The organism is Haladaptatus salinisoli, from assembly GCF_020614375.1.
Taxonomy (GTDB): Archaea; Halobacteriota; Halobacteria; order Halobacteriales; family Haladaptataceae; genus Haladaptatus; species Haladaptatus salinisoli.
Genome location: NZ_CP085329.1, coordinates 154,160 through 177,965, shown reverse-complemented (window position 1 = coordinate 177,965; position 23,806 = coordinate 154,160). Strand labels below are relative to the sequence as shown.

Genomic DNA, 23,806 nt, shown 5'->3' with positions numbered 1-23,806 from the left:
GTCGACGGCGCGACCGAGGACTCAGTTCGAGGCGTCGTCGAAGAACGCGGCCGCGAGTTTCCCCTGTGCCTTCCGCAGGTGTTGATGGAACGTCGCCGACGAGATGCCCATCGAGTCGGCGACTGCTTCGGCCGTACTCGCCCGCGGCCAGTCGAAGTAACCCGCGAGGTGGGCCGACCGGAGCGCCGCCTGCTGGCGGGTCGTCAACCCCTCCTTCAACTGCCCTCGAAACTCGCTGGCCGTCCGAATCGGACGCTCGATTTCCCGCTTCGCGACGAGGTCGGCGTCCGGATTGTGGAGGCGGAACGTCGACGCGAACGATCGAACGTCGGCGTCGTGCGGCACCTCTACGACGACCCGCTCCTCCCCGCGCTCCGCCCGCGTCGACAGGACGTTCGCACCCGCGTCGGTGAGCGCCTCCACCAGCGACGACGAGACCGTGAGCGCGACGACCCCCTCGTCGCCGTGCGACGACACCAGCCGACAGCCGCCGACGTCAGGAACGTCGGCGACCAGTTCGACGATGCGTTCGGGCGGAGCGTCGGTCACCTGAACGTAGTAGAGGTAGGCACCGTCCGAGGTCGAGATGGTTCCTTCCAGCGCGAGCGTGCAGTCGGCGCGCTGCGAGAGGTCGGCGAGGAGGGCGTTCGGTCCGGTCACTCGGAAGGTCAGTTCCACCACCGAGTCGGCCGCCAACAGCTTCTTGCGCTCGATGGCGTTGATGGCGAACCCGCTCGTCTCACCCAACACGTCGAATCCCGCCGCCTCCCGCTCGCTGAACGCGTCGGGTCGGGTCGCGTAGACGACCAGCACGCCGTAGTTGGTCCCCCCGTACACCAGCGGAACGGCGATACCGGAGCGAATGCCGCGTTCGCGGGCGGCGGAACGTACCGATTCGGGGACGGTTTCGTCCTCCGGGATATCTCGGACGACGCGACACTCCCCGTCTCGGAGCGCCACGGTCGCCGGGCGTTCCCACCCCGCTTCGTCGACGGCCGACGCGACGATTTCGTGGAACCCCGCGTCGTCGCCCGTCCGCGTGCGCGCGACGACGCGGCCGTTCAGGTCGCGCTCCGCGACCAACGCGAACTGGTAGAGGTTCGTCTCCGCGAGTCGAGTGCAGACGGTCTCCTCTACGTCCTCGCGCGACGCCGCGGAGACGAGCGCCCGAACGAGTTCGTGGATGACGACGTTGATGCGGTTCAGCGTCGCCAGTTCGTCGCGTTGCCGGGCGAGTTTCCGTTCGTGCTCCCGGCGTTCGGTCAGGTCGCGGGTCACCTTCGCGAATCCGCGGAGACTTCCGTCTTCGGTTCGGAGCGCCGTGATGACGACGTTCGCCCAGAAGAGCGACCCGTCAGCGCGCACCCGCCAGCCCTCGTCCTCGGCGGAACCGCGCTCGACGGCGTCCGCGAGGTTTCGCTCCGGGACGTCGCGCGCGGCGTCCTCCTCGGTGTAAAAGGCCGAAAAGTGGTCGCCGACGATCTCCTCGCGCTCGTATCCTTTCATCTGCTCCGCCCCGGCGTTCCAACTCCGAACGTTGCCCTCCGGGTCGAGCATGAAGATGGCGTACTCCTCGACGCCCTGAACGAGCGACCGGAGCTGCTCTTTCTCGCGGCGGAGCGCCTGCTTGGCTTTTCGACGGTCGGTCACGTCCGTGATGAGTCCCTCCAGCGCGGCGAGGTCGTTCGCCCGCGGCGTCTTCCCGTCCGTCCCGTCCGCACCGTCGGCGTCTTCGCCTGCGCTCAGCGCGTCCTCGGACACGCCGCGACCCTGTTCCCACACCCACCGCGTCTCGCCGTCGGCGCTTCGGATCCGGTACGTGAGTTCGAAGCTCTCGCCGTCCGCCAGTGCATCTTGCACCTCCGCACCCACTCGCTCGCGGTCGTCCGGATGAATCAGGTCGTCCCACGACACCGCCCCCGACGCGAGTCGGTCCGGGTCGTACCCCGTCAAATCGCGGCAGCCCTCGCTGACGAACGTCATCGGCCGGTTCGGTTCGTTCGCGCACCGGTAGGCTATCCCCGGCAGATTCGAGACGAGCGTCGACCGTATCCGCTCGCTCTCTCGGAGTTCCCGCTCGGCGGCCTCCCGTTCGACGACGTTCCGCCCCGTCCCGACGAATCCGACCGCGTTCTCCTCGGCGTCCGCGAGGCGCGACGCGTTGAACTCGTACGGGATGCGCTTTCCCGCCTTCGTCACCAGCGCCGACCGGCGCGTCTCGATTCGCTCGCCCCCGAGCACGTCCTCGATGGCGTCGGCTATCATCTCGCGGTCGTCACGGGGCACGAAATCGAGCGGCGTCATCGACGCGAGTTCGGCATCGTCGTACCCGGTCACGGCCGACAAGCGGTCGTTCCACTCGAGCAACGTGCTGTCCGCGTCGAAGGCGTAGAACACGTCCGGCAGCGCGTCGATGACGTTCTCGACGCGCAGCGAATCGCGCTCGCGGAGGAACGCCGCGAACTGCGTTCCGCCGTCGTCGACGGCGCGCACCGAACACGACAGCGGGATTTCCTCACCGTTCGCGAGGCGACCCGTCAGATCGAGCGACGATCCGTCCGCCGCCGACCGCAGCAGGCTCGACGCGTCCGTCCATCCCGAGAACAGCGAGTTCGCGCGCGCTCCCAGCATCGCGTTCGGGGCGAGACCGAGCAGTTCGCCTATCGCGCGGTTGGCGTAGGTAACCTCGCCTTCGCTATCGACGACCATGACCGGGTCCGGTGATTCGTCGACGACGTACCGTAGAACGGATGAATCCATGCTTCTGACGACCGAAGTTGGGTGGAGGATCGTATTAGAGCGCCAAGTAATTTCGGACTTCCCCAAGTTCAATCGCGTTCGATGGAAATTCCCAGTTCTGCATCGAATGCGATAGAATCGATCCGTCGCCGAAAGGCGGGGTTCGCGTCGCCGCGCGGCGATCGCACATCCGCCGCGCTCCCAAACACCGTCTCCTCCCGCCGTCTCCCCTCGGTCGGCGCTAGCGCGTCGAACGGAACGAACCCATCGACGGTGACCTGACTCCCGTTTCTCGGCGACTCTATCCACCGAAACGGAGGTTCATCGATACTCCCTCAGGGGCGGGTTCTCGACGGGAGCGAGTTCGCGAGTTTGGCCTCGGCGTCTTCGGCTGTTACGTACCCGGACTCCGTGGCTTCCAGAACGGCGTGTCGCGCTAGATGCGTCAGATGTGCGGACGCTTCCCCCGGCCCGTGGAGGACGTGAATTCCCTCCAACTCGCCGAACAGTTCGGCGCTCACCGTCCACGCGTCGACCGGTTGCTTCTCTCGGACGACCCCGAGGACCCGCTCGGCCCGGTCGCGGTGGTGCTCGACGATCTCCGCGGCTCGAGCCGCCGGCGCGGAAATCGGGTCGCGATGGCCGGGATAGACCCGGCCGTACCCCCGACTCGCGAGCGTCCGCAGCGTATCGAGGTAGGTCGCTAACGGCGCCTCCACGCGGACGTCCGCTCCGCCGATGTTCGGCGTGTACTTCGGGAGGAGGACGTCGCCCCCGAACAGGATGCGTCCCTCCGCCACCTCGAAGTCGAGGCCGGCGAGTCCGGCGGTGTGTCCCGGGAGGTGCGCGACGGTTCCCGCGACGCCGTCCGCGACGAACGCGTCACCGTCGGCGACGGGAGTCACGTCGACCGGTCTTCCACGAACGCGTCTGTGTTCTTCGAAAAAGGTGCGGAGTTCGGTGCGTTTGGCCGCGGGCATTCCCCACGCGTCGTACAGCGGGTCGTGCCGCGCTACCTGCGCCTCCCAGCCGGCGGCTCCCTGGGCGACGAGCGAGGCGTCACCTTCGTGGGCGTACACCTCGGCACCGCTTATCTCCTGCAGTTCGCCGGCGAGTCCGGCGTGGTCGGCGTGCCAGTGAGTGAGAAAAATCCGATCGACGTCCCGGAACTCGAGGTCGTGATCGGCGAGACCGGCGGCGAGTTGCTCGCGCGTCGCGTCGGTCGCCACCCCGGGGTCTATCAAAACGGGGTCCGTATCGCCGAGCAGATACGCGTTGTTGTTGCCTTCGAATTCTGTGTTCTGGAGTGATATCCGATGGATGTGCATGCGGTTATCCCGTTGGTGCGTAGTGGCAAGGCGCGTCCCGGTTGTATACGTTTCTCCTTCGGCGATTTCCTCCCTCTCCGCTCGATACAGGCGCGACTCCCGTAGCGGGGTCGGAACCGCCGCTCGGTCCCGAAATTATTTACACGATATCCTCGTTGTATCACGCGATGACCCATCTGGAGAACACCTCGGTAAGCGAACTCCGCGAGGCGCTCGACGACGCGGAGGAGGTCCGGGCGACGAAGCGGCTCATGGTCGCCATCGCGTACAAGCAGGGCGTCACGCAGACGGACTTGGCCGAGTGGTACGGCCTCTCCCGGAAGACCGTGTACAACTGGCTTCGACGGTTCGAAGAGGACGCGATTCGAAGCGCGGCCAGCGACGAGTCGCGTCCGGGTCGCCCGCCGAAGCTCGGTCCCGAGGAGCGAGCGGAAGTTCGCCAATTGCTGGCGGAATCGCCCGAGAACGCCGGGTACGACGCCGAAGAGTGGAGCTCGCCGCTCGTCCAACGGCTGCTGGAAGAACGGTTCGGCGTGGAGTACTCGCGCACGAGCGCGTACCGCATCCTCACACAAGACGGGTAATTTATTATGTATCTCACCCCGGGCGGGACGTGTCACGAATTTCACCGAGCGCCTCGATACGTCCGCGGGCGCGAACTCCGAACGCTGCCGTCGTTTCTCACGGGAGACAGTTCGGTCTCCGTCGGTGGGGGCGAATCCCTTTCTAACCGGCCGCGCGGCGTAACGAGGACGATTTCTGACGACTCCGAAAAGAGTTGTCGGGTGCCGGAGGTGTTCGATCTCACGGCGCGCCGGCGAGGACGAACAGCGACTCGCCGTCTCCGTTTTCGATTTGACGGGTGGCTTCCGGCGGAATTCGGAGCGCGTCACCGCTCTCCATCGACACGTCCTCGCCGTCGACCGTCACGGTCGCCGACCCGTCGACGAGGAGGTACACCTCCTCGTGCTCGCGGTCGACGTGCGTGTGTTCTTTCCCGGTCCAGCCCGGTTCGCACTCGAGCACCGAAATCCCGAACTGCTCGCATCCGAGCGGCTCTCGAAGGAAGTGCAGTCCGTCCGCGGCCGCCTCGACGTCCCGATAGTTGACTTTCGTGTGCACCATGCGCAGTGGAGTACCATCTCGTGCGGTAAAATCGCCTCGGCCATCGGGGCGAGACAACGGCGGTCGGAATCGTCTCGTGCGGTTCGAGAGTTCGAGTATCGACCGGGGATTCGTTCGGCGGAGTCACGGAATCCGGAACGGCGGGAAACGATCGAGGAGAAGGCCGGGACGCTTCGTTTCGCCGGCGACGAGGTCCGCCGTCGCCCCCTCGACTCTCGAGGCGTTCGACCACCGACTGAGCTGAACAGGATTGTGCATAACTCGAGCCAGTAACTCCGACAAACCGTCATCCATTTGTAGGTCGGGTATAAACAAGGGGGCGGTATGACTGTCACTATCGTCGGATCGCAGTTCGGGGACGAAGGCAAGGGTGGTGCCGTCGACCTCTACGGTGAGGCCGCCGACATCGTCGTCCGCTATCAGGGCGGCGACAACGCCGGGCACACCGTCGTTCACGAGGGCGAAGAGTACAAACTCTCTCTCCTCCCGTCGGGCGTCGTTCGCGGGAAAGAGTGCATCATCGGCAACGGCTGCGTCGTCAACCCCGAGACGCTGTTCGACGAACTCGATACGCTCCGCGAGCGCGGACTCGACCCGAGCGTTCGCGTCGCCGAACGGGCGCACGTCATCTTCCCCTACCACCGCGTTATCGACGGTATCGAGGAGGACGACAAGGACGAGAAGGGTGACCTCACCGTGGGTACCACCGGACGCGGCATCGGGCCGACCTACGAGGATAAGGCGGGTCGGCGGGGCATCCGCGTCGGCGAGTTGCTCGATTCCGAGCTTCTCCGCTCCCGACTGGAGTACGTCGTTCCGCAGAAGCGGGCGCTCGTCGAGGACGTCTTCGGCGTGGAGGCGGGTTCGGAGTTCGACGTCGACCGACTCTTCGAGACCTACCGCGATTACGGCGAACGTCTCGCCGAGGAAGGGATGACCGTCGACTGCGGCACCTACCTCCAACGGCGGATCGACGACGGCGACGAGGTGATGTTCGAGGGAGCGCAGGGGACCCTGATCGACATCGACCACGGAACGTATCCCTACGTCACTTCCTCGAATCCGACGGCGGGGGCCGCCAGCGTCGGGAGCGGTCTCGGCCCCACCGTCGTCGGGCGAGGGGACGTGATCGGCGTCGTGAAGGCGTACCTGACGCGCGTCGGAACCGGCCCGCTCCCGACGGAACTGGGCGGCGTCGAGGGACAGACGCCCGGATACGGCGACGGAACCGCGGACGAGGAGGAAGAGGAGCTTGCGACCTACATCCGCGACGAGGGCGGCGAGTACGGAACCGTCACCGGTCGTCCGCGACGCGTCGGATGGCTCGACATGCCGATTCTCCGCCACGCCGCCCGCGCGAGCGGCTTTACGGGCATCGTGGTCGGCCACATCGACGTACTGGCCGGCCTCGACGAGGTCCGGGTCGGTCACAGCTACGAGGTCGACGGCGAGGAAGTGACGACCGTTCCCCCGATCACCGAAGCGTGGAGTCGCTGTACGGTCAACTACCGGCGGTTCGACGGCTGGTCCGACGTCGACTGGAGTGCGGTCGCCCGCGACGGGTACGAGGCGATTCCGGAGAACGCTCGCACCTATCTCGAGTACGTTCAGGAGGAACTCGACACGCCGATCTACGCCGTCGGCGTCGGCCCGGGGCGCGAGGACACCGTGGTTCTCGAAGACCCCTTCGACGGGTCGACGGAGTAGTTCCCGGCGCGACTCGGAGTTGGGGGTTTCCGCGTCGGTGAGAGAAACGCCGGTGCAATCCGCGAAGCGGGAGACGATAGCTGGGTGACGATTCACTGCGATAAGCCGGCCGTCGGACGGAATCGACGATCGGTAGGGAGGAGTGTATACCGACGGTAAACGCCGCAGGAATACGGTACCGTTAATGTTCGCCGCCGCGAAGACCTCGACGAGAGTTGCTTCTATACGCCCACTCGAAACGCGTCGCGGTCGCATCGGAGGCGCGGTCACGAAAAACGCTCTCCCCCGTCGTGGAGGACGGTTTCTACTCGCTGTCGACCGGTCGGCGCTGGTAGCGGCTCGGCGTCTTCGTCGGCACTCGCGGCCAGCCGCCTCGCCACTGCAGGGGGTCGACGAGGAGCGGGCGGCGCGGTACGCCGTGAACGAAGCCCGGTTCGTCGCGGTCGTAGGCGTGGTACAGCATCCAGTCCCTCCCGGCATCGTCCTTCACGACGGCGTTGTGCCCCGGGGCTCCGAACTGCTCGTCGTCGTCGACGACCAGCGTTCCCGGCGCATCGGTCAGTTTCTCGCCTCTTTTGTTCACGTACGGGCCGTCCAGAGTGCGAGAGCGCCCGACTTCGACCTGGTACGTATCGTCGGGGCCGCCGCAGCACCCGCCGCTCGAAACGAACAGGTAGTACCAGCCCTTTCGTTCGACGACGTACGGCCCCTCGAAACGGTCGCTCGCGATTCGAGTCGGCGTTCCGACGTACTCCCACCCGTCGCCGTCGCGGGCCAGTTCGACGAGGTAAATCCCGTCGAAGCTCCCCCAAACGAGGTGCGGCGACCCGTCGTCCACGAAGAACATCGGGTCGATGGAGTTTCCGACGCCGACGTCGGAGCCCTGAAGGACCTCCCCCCGGTCCTCGAACGGGCCCGCGGGGGATTCCGCCGTCGCGACGCCGATGCTCTGGTGCTCCCAATTGTACTCGGGCGAGAAGTCCACCAGCGAGTAGAACAGGTGGTACTCGCCGTCGTACTCGGCGATATCGGGGGCCCAGACGAATTCGGCGGTTCCGTTCTCGTACCACCCCGGCACCGAATCGAAGGCGTCGCCGACGTACTCCCAGTTTACGAGGTCGGTCGAGCGGATGATGGGGACGACGTGCCAGCCGCCCATGTCGGAACCCCAGTTGTCCATGGTTCCGTACGCGTAGTACCGTCCGTCGTCGGTTCGAATCGCGGAGGGGTCGGCGAAAATCGGCTCGAACACCGGGTTTCGGTACTGGCCCTTTCTCTTACCGGTCCGTTTCGCGCTGCTGCTCGTCAGTCCGGCGGCGAGTCCGATACTACCCGTCGCGACACCCGCGAGTAACTTACGTCTCTGCATCGTTCCGCATAAATACAGGTATGGCTCGGATATAAAATTTTTGCCGACCGAGATGTATCGAGTGACGTCGCCCCAGGACGGGAGTTCGAAACCGACCGTACCGTCGTCGGGTCTCCCGGCCGCGCGTTTCGGTTCCGGCTACGAGGTTCCGCCGTCGGCCGAACGACGGCGAGGCGTCCGGTCGCCGAACGATTACGACTCGTCCAGTCGCGCGCGATAATCCGGTAACGTATCGTCCTGCATCACCGCACTGCGTCCGCCGTCCGCGAGGAGGCTCGCTCCGGTGACGAACGCCGCGTCGTCGCTGGCCAAGAACGCGACGACCCCCGCGATATCGGCGGGCGTGCCGAGTCGACCGACCGGGTGGATCGACTCCAGTTCGCGGCGTCGCTCCCGGGACATCTCGTCGGTCGTGCGCTCGATGGCGACCCAGCCCGGATTGACGGTGTTGACGCGAACGGCGGGGCCGAAATCGAGCGCCATCGCCCGCGTCATGCCGTTGATTCCCGCTTTCACGGCGTTGTACGGGAACATCTCGGGCATCGTCAGGAACGCGTGGTTCGAGGAGACGTTGACGATGGCCCCCTCGTCCATCTCGGCGACCGCGCGTTTCGCGCAGAGCCAGTAGGCTCGAAAGTCGGTTTCGAGGACTAACCCCCAGTCGTCCATCGTTGCCTCGTCCGCCGCCGTGTTCGTCTCCACCCCGGCGTTGTTGACGAGTACGTCGACGCCGTCGAAACGCTCGGCCGCGGCCTCGAACAGGGCCGCGATGTCGTCCGGGTCGCGCATGTCCGCTCGCACGAACGTCGCGTCGCCACCCGCTTCGACGATTTCGTCGACGGTGGCTTCCCCGTCCGCCGGGGTTCGTCCGGTGACGACGACGCTCGCCCCCTCGGCGGCGAACCGCTCGGCGACGCCCGCCCCGATGCCGCGGGTCGAACCGGTGACGACGACGGTCTGGTCGTCGAACCGTCCCGGAAGTGGTCGGCCGCTCATCGGTCACCACTCCGCGATGGAACCGTCGTCGTGCCGCCAGATGGGGTTGTGCCAGTTGACCTCGTGCTCGGCGTTCGACCGAACCGTCGACTCGTCGATTTCGATGCTGAGCCCCGGTTCGGTCGGGAGTTCGACGTACCCCTGCCGATACTCGAAGACGTCGGGGTCGGCGAGGTAGTCGAGGACGTCACTCGTCTCGTTGTAGTGGATGTCGAGGCTCTGTTCCTGGATGAGCGTGTTCGACGAGCAGGCGTCGACCTGAATGCACGACGCGAGCGCGATGGGGCCGAGCGGGCAGTGCGGCGCCATCGCCACGTCGTACGCTTCGGCCATCGCGGCTATCTTCTTCACTTCGGTGATGCCGCCGGCGTGCGAGAGGTCCGGCTGGATGATGTCGACCGACCCGTCCTCGAACACCCGCTTGAAGTCCCACCGCGAGTACATGCGCTCGCCCGTCGCGATGGGGATGGTCGTGTGGGCGGCGATGTCGCCGAGTTCGTCGTTGTGTTCCGCGAGCACCGGCTCCTCGATGAAGAAGGGGTCGTGCGGTTCGAGCGCCTTCGCCAACCGTTTGGCCATCGGCTTCGAGACGCGGCCGTGAAAGTCGACGCCGATATCTATCTCGTCGCCGACCTCCTCGCGCACCTGCGCGATTCGGTCGACCGCGGATTGGACGGCCGCCGAGGTGTCCACGCGCCGAAGCTCCGACGTCGCGTTCATCTTCAGCGCCGTAAAGCCGGCGGCGACCTTCTCGGCGGCAGCCTTGCCGACGTCGGCCGGACGGTCGCCGCCGATCCACTGGTAGACGCGGATGCGATTCCGCGCCTTTCCGCCGAGCAGTTCGTACACCGGCGCGCCGTAGTGTTTGCCCTTGATGTCCCAGAGCGCCTGGTCGATGCCGGCGATGGCGCTCATGAGGATCGGACCGCCGCGGTAGAAACCGCCGCGATACATCGTCTGCCAGTGATTCTCGATGGGCAGCGGGTCTTCGCCCATCAGGTAGTTATCCATCAGTTCTTCGACGGCGGCGCGAACCGTCTTCGCGCGCCCTTCGACGACCGGTTCGCCCCAGCCGACGATGCCGTCGCTCGTGGTGACCTTCAGGAAGAGCCACCGCGGCGGTACTTCGAACAGCTCGTAGTCGACGATTCTCATTCGTTCGTAACCTTCTCGATGACGTTACTCATAAGTATCGTTGCCGTCGGATGTTTCCCGTAAGCGTCGGTGAGCCGAAACGTGCACGCAGTGATGGTCCCCGCACCGAGCGGGCGCGTCACGAGCGGGCTCCCCTCGTTGACGAGCCACCCCTCGACGTAGCCGACGTGAACGTCGTCGGACGCCTCGATGTCCGTCGCGACCGCGTACGGATAGAGACCGTCGAACGCCCACCCCAGTCGCCTGTCGGTGACCATGTCGGCCAGCAGCTCCGAATCGCTGTAGAACAACGAGGAGACGAGGTTCCAGCTCTCCGTGGCCGGGAGTTCGCGGAACTCGAAGGGAGCCTCGTCCGACATCGAGCCGTCGGAGCCGGGGACGAGGAGAACCGCTCCCCCTTCTTCGGCGAACGCGCGAATCGATTCGTCTAACTCCGTGACGACGGCGACGTCGGTGTTCGCGTCTAGTTCGTGCTGGGCGGTGATACCGTTGTCCGCCGCCGCCATACGGGGGCTTACCGCTCCCCGAACGAGCGCCACCACGCCGTCATCCCCGTCGTCCCCGCTCGCTCCGTGCTCGTAGACCCAGAGACGTTCGGCCGCCGTGACCGCGCCGGACGGGGTTTCGAGCGTCGCGGTCACCTCCTCCGAGGAGGCGCCGGTCGCGCCGGACGTGTCGACGGTGAACGCCTCGTCGATGCGCGCCACGCTCGCGCCGTCGACGGTGACGGCGACGGTTCCGGCGTCGTCGAACGCCTCCCACGGGACGTCGGCGTCGATCGCCTCGGTGGTGTCGTTGACGACCACGACGTCGACGGGAACGTCGTCGCCGCGCCACGCGGACCGCGAGCGCGGTTCGAGCCGAAGCATCACGGGACCGTTCACCGAGGCGAACTCGTCGCAGAACGCCTTCTTCTCGCGGTAGTAGTCGAGCAGCCCGTTGAACTCCCACTCGATGTCGGAGAACTCGGTTATGACGTACCCCGCGATGTCCTCGCGGGTGCGCATCCGACCGACGATATCGGCTATCGAGACGAACTCGCGCTCCTGCCAGACGGTCGCGAGGTCGTCGTAGCCGTCGAACGCGGACGAGAGCCGCGACGTCCGGTACCGGTCGTCCACGCCGGCCGGGCGCTTGATGGGGTCGTCGAAGAAGTCGTGGTCGAACCACGGCGGTTCGCCGCCGTAGCGCTCCCGAAACGCGTCCACGTCGAAGAGGCCCCACGTTCCGAACTCCGAGATGACGATCGGCGACTCGTCCGGATCGGTCTCCGTCGCTCCGTAGTTGTCCGCGGGGTGCGTGACGATGTGTTCGAGGTCGTCGGCCCACGCGTCGGCGCGGTCCGGGCTGACGAAGTAACGGTGGTAGTCGTTGATATCGGTGGCGACGTGCGCCCACCCGGAGTTGTCGCAGATGGGGCGCGTCGAGTCCCACTCGCGGGCGGTCTCGTACAGTTCCGCGAGGTACCGCTGTTTTTCCTCGTCGGTCCAGAGCGACTCCTCGCCCTCCTCGTAGTGGCCGCCGATACCCCACTCCTCGTTGTAGAGGCTCCAAACGACGACGCTCGGGGAGTTGTAGTCGCGTTCGATGAGCCCCTTCACCTGTTCGCGCACCTCGCGCTTCGAGCGGTCGGTGTAGACCGACGGATTCGCCGGCTCCTCCCAGACGAGGATGCCGAGTCGGTCGGCCGCCTCGACGAAATCCGGGTGGGCGGGTTTGATGTGCTTCCGGAGCATGTTGAACCCCATTTCCTTCGCGATTCGAATCTCGCGCTCGAAGAGTCCCTCTTCGAAGGGGCGATACAGCGTCTCGGGGTAGTACCCCTGGTCGAGCGCACCGCGGAGCCGAATCGGCTCGCCGTTGAGAAGGAATCGGTCCTCGGTCACCTCGAAGCTCCGCATGCCGAAGTAATCCTCGTAGCGGTCGACGGTCTCGCCGTCCGCGCTGAGGCGAACCGTGAGGTCGTAGAGGTGCGGCGACTCCGGCGTCCAGTAGTTCGGGTCCTCCACGTCGAGTTCGACCCGCGCCGAGTCGTCGGCGTCGAGTTCGACCTCCGCCTCGGCGACCGTCTCGCCGTCGAACGCGGCGGCGACGGTGGCCGTCAGGTCGCGCGACTCGCCGGCAGCCTCGACCGACAGTTCGACTTCCGCCGCGTCCGCGTCGAGGTTCGGGGTGACGCGCGCGTTCGTCGTCCGCGTCGCCGGTCGCGTGCGGAGTTCGACGTCCCCCCAGATGCCGCTCACGCGCGTGTACCACGGTTCGCCTTGCTTGCCGTGCGGAATCTCCTCGATATCCTCCGGGTCTTCGACCCGAACGACCACCGTGTTCTCGCCCGCGCGCGATTCGTCGGTGATGTCGAACTCGAACGGGAGGTAGCCGTCGCGGTGACTTCCCACCTCGTCGCCGTTGACCCAGACGGTGGCCTCGTAGTCGACGGCGCCGAACGAGATGGCGACGCGTTCGTTCGCCCCTATCTCGGGAACTTCGACGCGGCGGCGGTACCACGCGACGCCCGCGTAGTCCAGATGCTCGTCGTCCTCCTGCCACGCGTGCGGGACGTCGACCGTCGTCTCCGACGGCCAGGCGGCGTCGGATTCGAACCACCCGGCGTCTCGCCCCTCGTCGTCGGGGTCGAGCGCGAACGTCCACGGTCCGTTGAGCGACTGCTGGGTTCGGTACGGCTGCGAGTCGGTGTGCGCTTTCGGTCTATCTATTTCGTTCATGTAGTGCGTTTAGCTATCGGTCGGAAATCGATTCAAGCGGCGGACTCGGTCCGCGGTTTCACGCTCCTGCTCCGCCGATTCGGGGTCGAAGCCGAAGAGGAACAGGTGCAGCGTGAAAGCGAGCGCGGGGAACAGTAGCACGAATCCGACGGTAGACGCCGCGGTCACGACGAGTATCGCCGCGGTCAGCAGTCCCGTCGTGAGCGCGAGCGTCGGGTGTCCCGTGAGTTGCTTTCGCCCCTTCCGGAGCGCCTCGACGACCCCGGCCCCGCCCGAAAGCGAGACGAACGTCGGGACGAGGAGCAACACCGCGTACAGGGCCGCGTAGGCGCAGACGACCGCCAGCGCGGCGCTCGCCGTCGACCGCGACCCGAGGTAGGAGTCCGCGTACAAACCGGCGGCCAGCGCGGGAATCAACGGCAGCGCGCTGAGCAACGTCGCGTGGACGCCGTTCGTCCGCAACCGCTCGACGAGAACGCCGCGGTCGATCCGCCCGCTCTCGCGCAACGACCGGATCGCCGCGTACGCGCAGAGCGTCGCCGGTCCGACGGTGACGAGCGGAACGGAGGCGAGAAACCACACGACGCTCACGCCGACGAGAGCGGTGATGTGGCGGTAGACGAACCGTCCCGTCTTTGAGATGGCGGTTCGAAATCGCTCGATGTCGGGTTCGTCGCTCGTCATCCCTTCGTCCCCTGGATCTGAATCGCGTTTATCAGGTGATCCTGGAGCAGCAGGAACACGACGAACAGCGGAAGCGACGCGATGAACGTCGCGGCCATCATCAGTCCGGGTTGGAAGACCTGACTGCTCGACAGCGTCACCAGTCCGATGGGGAGCGTGTACGACCCCTCCGACTGGAGGACGATGAGCGGCCAGAGGAACTGATTCCAACTGCTGACGAAGGTGAAAAGCGCCAGGGCCGTCAGCGGCGACTTCATCATCGGGAGCATCAGCCGCGAGTAAATCTTGAACGTCGAGAAGCCGTCGAGGCGGGCCGCTTCCTCCAGCTCGTCGGGGAAGTCCCGGAAGAACTGCACGAGCAGGAAGACGCCGAGCGGTCCCGCGGTCAACGGCAGGATGACGCCCGCGTAGTTGCTGATGAGTCCGAGATCCGACACGAGGGTGTACAGCGGGACGATGTTCACGTACGCCGGTACCATGAAACTGGCGATGATGACGCTCAGCACGAACTTTCTCCCCGGCCACTCGAGTCGCGTGAGGGAGAAGGCGATGAGCGAATCGAAGAACAACACCAAGAGCGTCGTTATCCCGGCGATGAGGAACGTGTTTATCGTCCACTGGACGATGGGCGATTCCGAGAGGACGTACTGGTACCACTGGAGCGTCGGATTCGACGGAATCCAGTGCGGCACCCGCGAGAACATCGCCGACCGCGGTTTCAGGGACAGCGATATCATCCACAGGTACGGAACGAGGAACAGAATCGCCGTCCCGTAGAGGGCGACGTACACGCCCGCCGTCCGAAGCGAGGCGTTCTCGATGCGTCCCCACAGGCCGTCGGTCGTTCGCGCGCTCATGCGGAATCACCCGCTAGCTTGTAATTAGCCAGCGAGACGGCGATGAGCACCACGAAGAGGAAGTAGCCCACCGCGGCCGCGTAGCCGAACTCGTGCTGGTTGAACGCCGCCTTGTAGAGGTACATCACGATGGTCTCCGTCGCGTCGCCCGGTCCGCCGCCGGTCATGATGAACACCTGCCCGAATATCTGGAACGAGGCGATGAACTGAACGACGGTGACGAACAGCAGCGCCGGCTTTATCTGCGGCAGCGTGATGTCCTTGAACGCCCGCCAGCCGTGGGCACCGTCCAGTCGCGCCGCTTCGTACAGTCGTTCGGGGATGCCCTGCCGCGCCGACAGGAGGATGACGAAGTTGAATCCGACGGTCCACCAGACGGTCGCGATGGCGACCGCGGGCATCCCGAACGTCGCCGAGTTCAGCCAGTTCGGCGGTTCGATACCTAGCTGTGCGATGTAGTAGTTGAACACGCCGTAACTGGGCGCGTACAGTTCGATCCAGATGAGCGCGACGACGGCGACCGTGAGCACGTACGGGCTGAAGAACACCATCCGAAGGAACCGGCGACCCTTCACCCGGCGGTTGACGCCGAGCGCGAGCGCCAGTCCGAGCACGACGAGCGGCGGCACCGTGAGCACGACGAAGTACACCGTGTTCCAGAGCGCGTTCCAGAACAGCGGGTCGTTCATCATCCGGACGTAGTTCTCGAGGAAGATGAACTCCGACTGCGACGGGTAGATGGCGTTCCAGTCGAACAAACTCATGTACAGCCCCTTCAGCAGGGGGTACAGGAGGAAGACGGAGAACACCAGCAGGTACGGAAGCGCGAACAGCACGCCTTCCACCGTCTCTCGATTTCGCATCGCGGTAGTGTCCTCCCTCGCCGACCGGAGTCGGCTGAAGAGTCGGTTTGCGACGGACATGGTTCACTTCTTGTTCTTCTTCAGTGCTTTGTTGACACCGTTGGCGGCCTGCTCGATGCCTTTCTGCGGCGACACCTGTTGGCTGTAAATCTGCGCGAGGTTGTCCGAGATTCGCTCCTGATACGTGTCGACCGTCGACGTCCGCGGAACGTACGCGAGGGCGTCGTTGTTGGCCATCTCGTAGAACGTCGAGAGCGTCTTGTTCCACACCTTCGATTTCCGAAGCGCGTCGGATTCGAGGATGGACTTGCTCGCCGGGAGGTGGCCCGCCTCGGTGCCCCAGATATTCGTCTCCTGCGTGAGCCAGCGCGCGGCCTCCAGCGCCGCCTGCTGTTTTTCGTCGCTGCGCTTCGGATTCATCGGAATCGCGAGCGTGTGGCTGTCCGCCCACGTGTACTGCTGATTTCCGCCGGGGTAGACGAACGGTTTGAACATGCCGAACTCGAAGTCCTGCTCGGCGGCGGGGCCGTAGAACCACGTCCCGTTGGCGAGGATTGCGAGGTCGCCCGCGTAAAACGCCTTCTCCCAGCGGTTGTCGGACATCTTCGGTTTGTCCCAGTTCCACTTGCCGGTGATGTTCGAGAAGTACTCCGCGACGGCGAGGCCCGTCTCGTTGTTGAACGCGGCCTCGCTCTTGTCGTCGGTGAGCAACTGACCGCCCGACTGGCGGAGGAACGCGAGGTACACGCGGAGCAGCTCTCCGGGTCCGTACGGCGTCGGACTGAACGCCAACTTGTTCGTCTTGCTGGCGATGGTGTCGCACGCGTTCTTGAACGCCTTCGGCGACGTCGGCGGCTTCTCGGGGTCGAGTCCCGCCTCCTCGAAGATGGACTTGTTGTAGTAGAAGGCGATGGGGTGCGTGTCCAGCGGGAGCGACAGTCGCTTACCGTCCAACTGCACCTGCTTCCAGATGGAGTTCACGTACCCTTTCGCGGTCTCGTCGTTGACGAGGTCCCCCAGCGGTTGGAGCACGTCCTGGTACACCGCCAACTGCGAGGCGTGAACGACCGCCAAGTCCGGCGCGTTCCCGCCGGTGAGCGCGGTGTACAGTTTATCGTAGTACTGGTCCCACGGGAGACGTTGGCGCTTGACGGTAATCTTGTCGTGGCTCTTGTTGAACTTGTTGACCATCTTCTCCATCGCCTTCCCGTCGCCGCCGCCGAACAGCGTCCAGTACTTGATGGTCGTCTTTCCGCCCTTGGAACCGCCGCCACCGCCGAGGCCGCCGATTCCGGTACAACCGGCTAGCCCAGTGATGCCGGCCGCCCCGGCCGCGGTTACGAAGCTTCGCCTATCGAAACGGGGCTTACTGTTGCTATTATCTAGCATCCCACGACTATAGAATTAGCCCCACCACATAAACATTCCCCATGATTCTTGTACAAGAACGAGCAGACGGCCGGGAAGTAATCGTCGAAAAGGGCGAGTTATCCGCCGAACGTCGACGCACCACCGGAATCGGCGTTTTTTCCCGTCGATTCGTGTCTGTCTATACTAGGTAATGACGCATATTTTTATATACGACGGGCTTCACGTGATATACAGTCTCATGAGCACCGTGAGCTTCAACGACGTGCGGAAAGAGTACGACAGTTCCATCGTGGCCGTGGACGGATTCAGTATGGACATCGAGGACGGGGAGTTCGTGTCCATCGTCGGTCCGTCGGGATCCGGCAAATCGACGTTGCTTCGGATGCTCGCCGGTCTCGAAGACGTCTCCGACGGAGAAATATCGATCAAGGATCGCATCGTGAACGACGTTCCTCCGCAAGACCGCGGAATCGCGATGGTGTTCCAGAACTACGCGCTCTACCCGCACATGACCGTTCGGAAGAACATGTCGTACGGTCTGAAACTCACGAGCGACCTCTCCGACGACCAGATCGACCGCCGGGTCGAAGAGGCCGCCGAGATGATGGGAATCGAGGAACTCCTCGACACGCGCCCGGGGAACCTCTCCGGCGGTCAACAGCAGCGCGTGGCGACCGGTCGCGCCATCGTCCGCGACCCGGAAGCGTTCCTGATGGACGAGCCGTTATCCAATCTCGACGCGAAGCTGAAGATTCACATGCGCACGGAACTCCAACGGATTCAGGAGGAGTTGAACACGACGACGATATACGTCACGCACGACCAGGAGGAGGCGATGACGATGTCCGACCGCATCGTCGTGCTCGCCGACGGAAAGCTCCAACAGGCCGGAACGCCGGACGAGGTGTACCACCGGCCGGCGAACCGGTTCGTGGCCGATTTCATCGGGAGTCCCTCGATGAACTTCTTCGACGTCGAACTCCGCGACGGTGTTCTCGTCGGGGCCGAGTTCAGTTACGCGCTCTCCGAGACGTTCGTCGACACCCTCGACGCCGCGAACGGGGATAAACTCGTGCTCGGAGTCCGTCCAGAACACATCGCTCTCGACGGAGGAGGGGGCGACGATAGCGTCCGCGCGACCGTCGACGTGGTCGAACCGGTCGGGAGCGACAACTACGTCTACCTCCACATCGGCGAGAACGAGTGCATCCTCCGCACTCCGAGCGGAGTTCGCCCCGACGCCGGTTCTACCGTGGACGTTTCCTTCGACGAATCGAATCTTCATCTCTTCGACGCGGAGACCGACGAGAGCGTGTACGAGCGCCGAACCGAGTATCTTCCCACCTCCGATTAACGGCTCTCCGCTCCGCGAACGTCGTGACTCACGGCCCGCGACGCACCTCGCCAGAGATATCGGTGGCTGCTCGCGGTTCTACGTCCCCTCCGTTTCCCGGCCGGAAACGCGAAGTAGGAGCTTTGCGAACCCCGAGTACGGCTCTTCCGAGAAAGAACGAATCGAACGCGTTTCCGCAGCGAGCGCTTCTTTCGGGAGACGTCGACGCCATCGACGATCGGAGAGTACGCCCCTGAGCGCTTCCGCGGGAGCGTTTCTAGATGGGAAAAATTATGTAGGTTCTCGTGAACGGTGAAGACACGATGGGAACGGAAACGGAGTATCCGGTTCGAACGACGGCGAAGGCGTTCCGGGTAGTGGAGGGGTTGACGGAGCTTGGGTCGGCCGGCGTCACGGAGCTCGCGACCCACTTGGATTTGTCGAAGAGTTCCGTCTACAAACACCTCGACACCCTCCGCCGGCTCGGCTACGTCACGAAAGAGGGGAACGAGTACCGGCCGGGACTCCGGTTTTTCGAGATAGGAAACGAAGTGCGCGAGAGAAACGGACTCTACAGGGTCGCGAAACCGTTCGTGGATAACCTCGCCATGACGACCGGCGAGACGGTGTCACTGGCGGTCGAAGAGTCCGAAAAAGTGGTCTACCTCTACTCCGTTCGCGCCGGTTCGACCGACGACGGTAAGCAGGGTACCCGCGCTCCACTCGCCACCGACGTCGCGGGAAAGGCGATTCTCGCCTACAAACCGACGGCCGAACGGGACGCTCTCGTCTCGAACGCCGAGTGGATGGACGACTCGCTCGTCGCCGAACTCAGAACGATTCGAGATCACCGTCTCGCCATCGAACGAAGCGCTCGAGAGGACGGCCAAAATTGCGTCGCCGTGCCCATCCGAGACAAACGGGATTACCCGCTCGGAGCGCTCACGGTGTGTGGTTCCACGGCGAGTCTGTCGGGGAAGCGGTTGGAGGAGGACATCACCGGCCTCGTGGTCGGTGCGGCAAAGAGTATCGAAGTGGAGTTGGGATCCTGACGACCGAAGAACCGCGGTCGGGTTTCGAACGCGCTCGCTCCGTCGTTCGACGAAAACCCGACCGACGCGGTAACGAGTTCGACCGTTTCCCTCTAAGAAACACCGTCCGTAAGGGCGAGCTTGCCGGCTGATATCTATTACGGTACTAGATATGTAATGGGACGCGGCGGGTCTCGTTCGAGAACCGAGATATCGCAGTCGCGCAGGCGAGCGAGCCGAGTGGAACGCTCGGAAATATCCTAAAAATAGTTACCCGAATCTCTCGAACACCCAGCGGACCGATCGGAGAGCACCTCGGTTGACGAACGTCGGGCGGCGTTCGACAGTGGGGCAGGGCGTCGCTCGGGCTTAACCGAGCAGCGCGGATTCTCACGGACAGCGGTCGTTAACCGCTCGAGCCGTTCGAGAATCCGATCGACGACGCCCTCGTCAAATCGTCGCTGTCGTCGGCGACGCTCCGTCGAGGAGAGCGAGCGGAGCCGTCCGACCATCTGATAATCGTCCGATGAGTCGGACGTGCGACCCAAGGACGGAGCGCGTGAGTTCTTCCGCGTCCCGGCGGAGAATTCGACGCGGTGTTTTCCATGCACCGACGCGTGCGCCTTCTCCGAACAATCCGAGTATTCTTTTTCGGAACGAAAGTCGATCCGCGAGTACAAAATCCGTTTCGCGATCGACGCGGGCCGACGGTGGCGATCTTCCACGACGCGGCGGTGCCGTTCTCCTCCACCTTCGCCCTTTCAATGACAACCGGTAACTTACCACGCGCCAAGCATACGATTCCTGGGGACCTAGGTCAAAATAGAATGACTACCGATGAACACGTCGATTGGAGGTGCGTGGAGTGTCGCGAACCATTTACCGCGCCCGATGCGCAGACCGCGACGTGTCCTTACTGTGACACCGTGCTGAAGATCCCCGACGAAGCGTGGGACTACTATCGTTCGAAGGAGAACCGGGAGTAGCGCGATCCGTTTGGTCTCTCTTGGTGGCGTCTCGTTTGATCTCTCGCTCGAGAGTCTTCATTGGCCCGTTCGTCACCCGATTAGCCAATGGCCATGAGAGAATACAATGAGAATCTGTCGCGTTCGTCGGCAACGGAACTGCCGCCACACTTTCTACCCCGGCTCTGGTACCGTTCCCACGGGCTCAGTCAGAAATGGTCATGAGTAGTTCCTCGAAAGATGTCCGAGAAAACCCTGCAAAACTGCCATTCGCGCGCCCGGTCAGATGGATACTTCTCACCGGAAATCGGCTGGTTGTGGCAGCAGGCCTACTCCTATTCATTCTCTGTGTAGTAACAGTTCTGAATTGGTGGATTAATGGAATTCGAGTCGGAACGCCACTCTTGTACCTGTTCGGCGGTTTTATCGGTGGGAATCTCACGCTGATCACCGTCGTCCTGACCATCAATCAACTCGTCCTCTCGCGACAACTCCGATCACCCGGTGAGCTGCGTACGCAAATCCAGCAGATAAAGGAGTATCGAGCGGAGATCGAAGAACGAACCGACGCTGGAATCGCACCCGCGATGCCGGCGGCGTTCCTCGCGTTTCTGCTTCAATCTACGCGTCAACAGGCACAAGCACTCGAAGAGATGACTGCAAATCCTGATAGTCAGCGATTGCAAACCGATATCGAGGATCTCACCGCTCCGATAACCGAGCAAATCGATCAGATACTCGACCGTATTGACGATCCAGAACTCGGGATTTTCGAGGTTCTATTGCCTCTCTTGATGACGAACTATGCGGAGGCGATCTACGACGCCCGACAGATACGGCAGACGTATCAAGAGGCGCTTTCGAATGAGACTGCTACTACGATTAACGGACTGATTGAGGATTTAGAGCAGATTGATGTCGCCCGCCAGTACTTTAAAACTGTTTACATTCAACAAGAGTTAGCTATCCTTTCTCGTTTCATCCTCTACGTCGGGATTCCGGCCGAACTCACTACGGTCGCTATGCTACTTCTCTTCCTCCAACCAGCCAACGCAGCAGTCGCCCTCCAGCTTCCGTCATTTCTTATCGTCGCCGCCATAGCCGTCGGATTTGCACCGCTGTCTCTTCTCGTAACCTTCGTGCTTCGGATCGCAACGGTCGCGTACCGAACAGCGGCGATCACACCGTTTACGACACCGGGACAAGAGTCGTGAACTCCCGTCAATCGTCATCTTTTGATTGTTGCTGATCACCGTGAATCGTTGCAGTACTCTTCGCGAACGGTTGCCGACCGGTTACAGTCAAAGATACCGATTTCCGTTACGTGGACGAAAAGAATCGACGTTAGTTCGGTAGTTCCTTACACCTCGCTCTCACGCGTTCCCAACAGGGGAAGCCACTGAGGCCGCCACTGTCGCAGTCCTCCGGCCTAGCAGCGTCTTTCGTCGGGAAGACGTTGAACGTCCAGTCGGTAGTTGCATGCTAGCCTGCGTATCTTCACCCCGAGAACCCGCCGTATGCACGGCTGTTGTCCGCGCGGCCGGTGCTTATGAGTGAGGAACTACATCACTCTGAGGACTTCTCTCTCCTTCTAAACTGTCGAGCAGGCGGTGTTCACATGGGGGCGTTACTCAGACGGTATCTCGTCATCAGCTTCTGGGTTCGAATCCGGCTGAAGAAGATCATCTTCGAGCGACGACGGCAACCGCGGTATCCTCGCCGTTTCCGACGAACAGTAATATCCCAACGTCAGTTCACGAATCCGTCAGCCGTAGGCGTTCGCTGGCGCAAACGACAGCATCCGCTTCGCCGAGGGCACCGACCCGGTCAGTTTTACTTCCGCTTAGGGTTCTATGCGGAAGTAGATGGTCGAAATCATGAAGTGGCGAATTCAACCGAGTGACGGCTCGAAACCCACGAAGTAACTGTTTATAAATTATATGTCGCTATATTAAATCTAAACGACCGAAACAGGGGAGTGCGCGAGGTGCGAAGGCACGAAGGGCGGCGTCTCCGGACGTTAGCGGGACGTTTCTTTCGGGGAGGCCGCTCGAATCGCCGACTCGCGTCGTCTTCTCTGGCGACGATGCGGAGCACGTAATCGGGGAGTCGCCGTACGTCGACGGCGGTCGACAAACGGTCTGATCACCCATACTGATTTACTGCGCCGCCACGAACGACCCGACGATGCAAGCCCTCGTGCTGAATGGAGAGTGGGATCCATCCGACAGCTACGACGTATCGGAGCGAGAGCGCCGAACCGGCACGGCGATGGACGGTTCGTCGGTCTGGAAACACCCCGAACTGCGCGTCGAGGAGCAGGATCGACCGGAACCCGACGAAGACGAAGTGCTCGTTCGCGTCCGCTACGTCGGCGTCTGCGGCAGCGACCTATCGATGACCGCGGCGGACGGCGACGGGTACATGCACTACTCGGCGTACGCGAACCTCCCGAACGTCGTCGGCCACGAGTTCTCCGGGGAAGTGGTCGAGACGGGTACCGACGCCCGCCTGTTCGAAGCGGGCGACCTCGTTACCGGCGAGGTGACCGACTACTGTTGTCGGTGTCGAATGTGCCGGCAAGGATTTCACGGTCACTGCGAGAACTTCGAACAGGTCGGTTTCACGGTTCCCGGCGCGATGGCCGAGTACGTCGCGGTGCCGGAGAAGATACTGTGGGACGTCTCCTCGCTTTCGCGCGCGTACGACACGACGGAGGAGGTCCTGCGCGCGGCGGCGACGGTCGAGCCCAGCACCATCTGTTACTACGGTATGTACGGTCGCGCCGAGGGTGTCGTTCCCGGCGATTACTACGTCTTTCACGGCGCTGGCCCCATCGGGCTGACCGGGATGAACGTCGCCCGCGCCGCGGGCGCGGGGATGGTCGTGGCGTTCGAACCGTCCGACGAACGCCGGGCCATCGCCCGTGACCTCGGCTTCGAGCACGTGTACGACCCCCTCGACCGCGACCCCGTCGAAACCGTCCGAGACGCGACCGGCGGCGAGGGTGCGGACGTCCACGTCGAGACGTCGGGCGCCGTCGAGGCGACGTACCCGGTCATCGAGGACACCCTCGCCGAGCGCTCGAACGTCGTCCACATCAGCAACGCGGGGTCGAATCCGTCGATCGCCCTGCGCAAATACCAGGGTAACGCGGCCCAGATATACGGTTCGGAGGGTCACACCGGACAACAGGTGTTCCCTCGCGTCGTCCGCCTGATGGCGGCCGGCCGGCTCGACAATCTCCCCCTGATTACGTCGACGTTCGACCTTTCCGACGCGGAAGCGGCGTTCGACCGGGCGCGGGAGCGCGTCGACGGAAAGGTTCTGGTCGAGGTCTGAGCGGCGTCCCGACGCCGCGGTATCGCGACCGCGTCGACGCTCGCAGACAGCGAGGTACGCATCGCGCGGCCGCACCGTACGTTCCGGCGTCGCCGCTGTGACCTGACGGGGCGACGAACGTCGGCGGCGAACGGCGGCGGACGTGAAACGGACGTTACGCGGCGGTCACCCCGAAAACGCGGTGAACGACCCGCGATACGTCGGAAGGCCCGGTTCCG

Annotated in this window: 17 protein-coding genes; 6 read left to right on the top strand and 11 right to left on the bottom strand. The window is 63.7% G+C overall.

The genetic code is table 11. From position 1 onward, the window contains the following. Window positions 1-21: 21 nt before the first annotated feature. Window positions 22-2,760 carry a PAS domain S-box protein gene (locus tag LIX00_RS18795; protein WP_227356543.1) on the bottom strand — a complete coding sequence of 913 codons (2,739 nt, stop codon included), beginning with the start codon at window positions 2,758-2,760 and terminating at the stop codon, window positions 22-24. 314 nt (window positions 2,761-3,074) lie between these two features. Beyond that, window positions 3,075-4,061: an MBL fold metallo-hydrolase gene (locus tag LIX00_RS18790; RefSeq protein ID WP_438267109.1), complete on the bottom strand. Its 987-nt coding sequence runs from the start codon at window positions 4,059-4,061 to the stop codon at window positions 3,075-3,077. Between the two features lie 173 nt (window positions 4,062-4,234). On the opposite strand from LIX00_RS18790, the gene LIX00_RS18785 reads away from it, so the two are divergent. Then, window positions 4,235-4,651 carry a helix-turn-helix domain-containing protein gene (locus LIX00_RS18785; RefSeq protein WP_227356541.1) on the top strand — a complete coding sequence of 139 codons (417 nt, stop codon included), beginning with the start codon at window positions 4,235-4,237 and terminating at the stop codon, window positions 4,649-4,651. 220 nt (window positions 4,652-4,871) lie between these two features. Here LIX00_RS18785 and LIX00_RS18780 read toward each other — a convergent pair whose 3' ends face one another. Continuing rightward, entirely contained in the window at window positions 4,872-5,192 is a 321-nt protein-coding gene (locus tag LIX00_RS18780; RefSeq protein WP_227356540.1) for a cupin domain-containing protein, read from the bottom strand. A 324-nt stretch (window positions 5,193-5,516) separates the two neighbouring features. Between LIX00_RS18780 and LIX00_RS18775 the strand changes: the two genes are divergently transcribed. Further along, window positions 5,517-6,899, top strand: coding sequence for an adenylosuccinate synthase (locus LIX00_RS18775; RefSeq protein WP_227356539.1), 1,383 nt, complete (start codon window positions 5,517-5,519; stop codon window positions 6,897-6,899). Window positions 6,900-7,203: 304 nt separating this feature from the next. Here the strand turns inward: LIX00_RS18775 and LIX00_RS18770 are convergent, their stop codons facing one another. The 8 genes from LIX00_RS18770 to LIX00_RS18735 form a co-directional block, all read right to left on the bottom strand. Continuing rightward, a complete protein-coding gene (locus LIX00_RS18770; RefSeq protein WP_227356538.1) occupies window positions 7,204-8,268 on the bottom strand; it encodes a family 43 glycosylhydrolase in 1,065 nt (354 codons plus the stop codon). A gap of 192 nt (window positions 8,269-8,460) precedes the next feature. Further along, a complete protein-coding gene (locus LIX00_RS18765) occupies window positions 8,461-9,264 on the bottom strand; it encodes an SDR family NAD(P)-dependent oxidoreductase (RefSeq protein WP_227356537.1) in 804 nt (267 codons plus the stop codon). A gap of 3 nt (window positions 9,265-9,267) precedes the next feature. After that, window positions 9,268-10,419 carry a galactonate dehydratase gene (gene dgoD / locus LIX00_RS18760; protein ID WP_227356536.1) on the bottom strand — a complete coding sequence of 384 codons (1,152 nt, stop codon included), beginning with the start codon at window positions 10,417-10,419 and terminating at the stop codon, window positions 9,268-9,270. Further along, window positions 10,416-13,142: a glycoside hydrolase family 2 protein gene (locus LIX00_RS18755; RefSeq protein ID WP_227356535.1), complete on the bottom strand. Its 2,727-nt coding sequence runs from the start codon at window positions 13,140-13,142 to the stop codon at window positions 10,416-10,418. Before LIX00_RS18755 ends, dgoD begins: the two co-directional genes overlap by 4 nt. Window positions 13,143-13,151: 9 nt before the next feature. Then, the gene (locus LIX00_RS18750) at window positions 13,152-13,826 is read right to left on the bottom strand and encodes a hypothetical protein (protein WP_227356534.1); all 675 of its coding nucleotides are present in this window, start codon (window positions 13,824-13,826) and stop codon (window positions 13,152-13,154) included. Further along, window positions 13,823-14,683 carry a carbohydrate ABC transporter permease gene (locus tag LIX00_RS18745; RefSeq protein ID WP_227356533.1) on the bottom strand — a complete coding sequence of 287 codons (861 nt, stop codon included), beginning with the start codon at window positions 14,681-14,683 and terminating at the stop codon, window positions 13,823-13,825. Before LIX00_RS18745 ends, LIX00_RS18750 begins: the two co-directional genes overlap by 4 nt. Further along, entirely contained in the window at window positions 14,680-15,546 is an 867-nt protein-coding gene (locus LIX00_RS18740) for a carbohydrate ABC transporter permease (protein WP_227356532.1), read from the bottom strand. The genes LIX00_RS18745 and LIX00_RS18740 overlap by 4 nt, the downstream gene beginning before the upstream one ends. 63 nt (window positions 15,547-15,609) lie before the next feature. Further along, window positions 15,610-16,935, bottom strand: coding sequence for an ABC transporter substrate-binding protein (locus LIX00_RS18735; RefSeq protein WP_227356531.1), 1,326 nt, complete (start codon window positions 16,933-16,935; stop codon window positions 15,610-15,612). A gap of 220 nt (window positions 16,936-17,155) precedes the next feature. Here LIX00_RS18735 and LIX00_RS18730 point away from each other — a divergent pair, with 220 nt between their 5' ends. The 4 genes from LIX00_RS18730 to iolM all read left to right on the top strand — a co-directional run bounded on the left by LIX00_RS18730 (window position 17,156) and on the right by iolM (window position 23,588). Then, complete coding sequence (locus LIX00_RS18730; protein ID WP_227356530.1) at window positions 17,156-18,271, top strand: ABC transporter ATP-binding protein; 1,116 nt, start codon at window positions 17,156-17,158, stop codon at window positions 18,269-18,271. Window positions 18,272-18,573: 302 nt separating this feature from the next. Beyond that, a complete protein-coding gene (locus LIX00_RS18725) occupies window positions 18,574-19,302 on the top strand; it encodes an IclR family transcriptional regulator (RefSeq protein ID WP_227356529.1) in 729 nt (242 codons plus the stop codon). A gap of 1,159 nt (window positions 19,303-20,461) precedes the next feature. Continuing rightward, window positions 20,462-21,460, top strand: coding sequence for a DUF7972 family membrane protein (locus LIX00_RS18720; RefSeq protein WP_497007352.1), 999 nt, complete (start codon window positions 20,462-20,464; stop codon window positions 21,458-21,460). A gap of 973 nt (window positions 21,461-22,433) precedes the next feature. Further along, window positions 22,434-23,588: a scyllo-inosose 3-dehydrogenase gene (gene iolM / locus LIX00_RS18715; RefSeq protein ID WP_227356527.1), complete on the top strand. Its 1,155-nt coding sequence runs from the start codon at window positions 22,434-22,436 to the stop codon at window positions 23,586-23,588. Window positions 23,589-23,806 lie beyond the last annotated feature (218 nt).

What these genes read in the sequence shown, in the direction of transcription:
- LIX00_RS18775 (WP_227356539.1), top strand. Translation starts at nt 5,517, where the DNA reads ATGACTGTCACTATCGTCGGATCGCAGTTCGGGGACGAAGGCAAGGGT.
- LIX00_RS18765 (WP_227356537.1), bottom strand. Translation starts at nt 9,264, where the DNA reads ATGAGCGGCCGACCACTTCCGGGACGGTTCGACGACCAGACCGTCGTC.
- LIX00_RS18785 (WP_227356541.1), top strand. Translation starts at nt 4,235, where the DNA reads ATGACCCATCTGGAGAACACCTCGGTAAGCGAACTCCGCGAGGCGCTC.
- LIX00_RS18780 (WP_227356540.1), bottom strand. Translation starts at nt 5,192, where the DNA reads ATGGTGCACACGAAAGTCAACTATCGGGACGTCGAGGCGGCCGCGGAC.
- LIX00_RS18755 (WP_227356535.1), bottom strand. Translation starts at nt 13,142, where the DNA reads ATGAACGAAATAGATAGACCGAAAGCGCACACCGACTCGCAGCCGTAC.
- LIX00_RS18730 (WP_227356530.1), top strand. Translation starts at nt 17,156, where the DNA reads ATGAGCACCGTGAGCTTCAACGACGTGCGGAAAGAGTACGACAGTTCC.
- LIX00_RS18720 (WP_497007352.1), top strand. Translation starts at nt 20,462, where the DNA reads ATGGTCATGAGTAGTTCCTCGAAAGATGTCCGAGAAAACCCTGCAAAA.
- iolM (WP_227356527.1), top strand. Translation starts at nt 22,434, where the DNA reads ATGCAAGCCCTCGTGCTGAATGGAGAGTGGGATCCATCCGACAGCTAC.
- LIX00_RS18750 (WP_227356534.1), bottom strand. Translation starts at nt 13,826, where the DNA reads ATGACGAGCGACGAACCCGACATCGAGCGATTTCGAACCGCCATCTCA.
- dgoD (WP_227356536.1), bottom strand. Translation starts at nt 10,419, where the DNA reads ATGAGAATCGTCGACTACGAGCTGTTCGAAGTACCGCCGCGGTGGCTC.
- LIX00_RS18740 (WP_227356532.1), bottom strand. Translation starts at nt 15,546, where the DNA reads ATGCGAAATCGAGAGACGGTGGAAGGCGTGCTGTTCGCGCTTCCGTAC.
- LIX00_RS18795 (WP_227356543.1), bottom strand. Translation starts at nt 2,760, where the DNA reads ATGGATTCATCCGTTCTACGGTACGTCGTCGACGAATCACCGGACCCG.
- LIX00_RS18725 (WP_227356529.1), top strand. Translation starts at nt 18,574, where the DNA reads ATGGGAACGGAAACGGAGTATCCGGTTCGAACGACGGCGAAGGCGTTC.
- LIX00_RS18745 (WP_227356533.1), bottom strand. Translation starts at nt 14,683, where the DNA reads ATGAGCGCGCGAACGACCGACGGCCTGTGGGGACGCATCGAGAACGCC.
- LIX00_RS18770 (WP_227356538.1), bottom strand. Translation starts at nt 8,268, where the DNA reads ATGCAGAGACGTAAGTTACTCGCGGGTGTCGCGACGGGTAGTATCGGA.
- LIX00_RS18735 (WP_227356531.1), bottom strand. Translation starts at nt 16,935, where the DNA reads ATGCTAGATAATAGCAACAGTAAGCCCCGTTTCGATAGGCGAAGCTTC.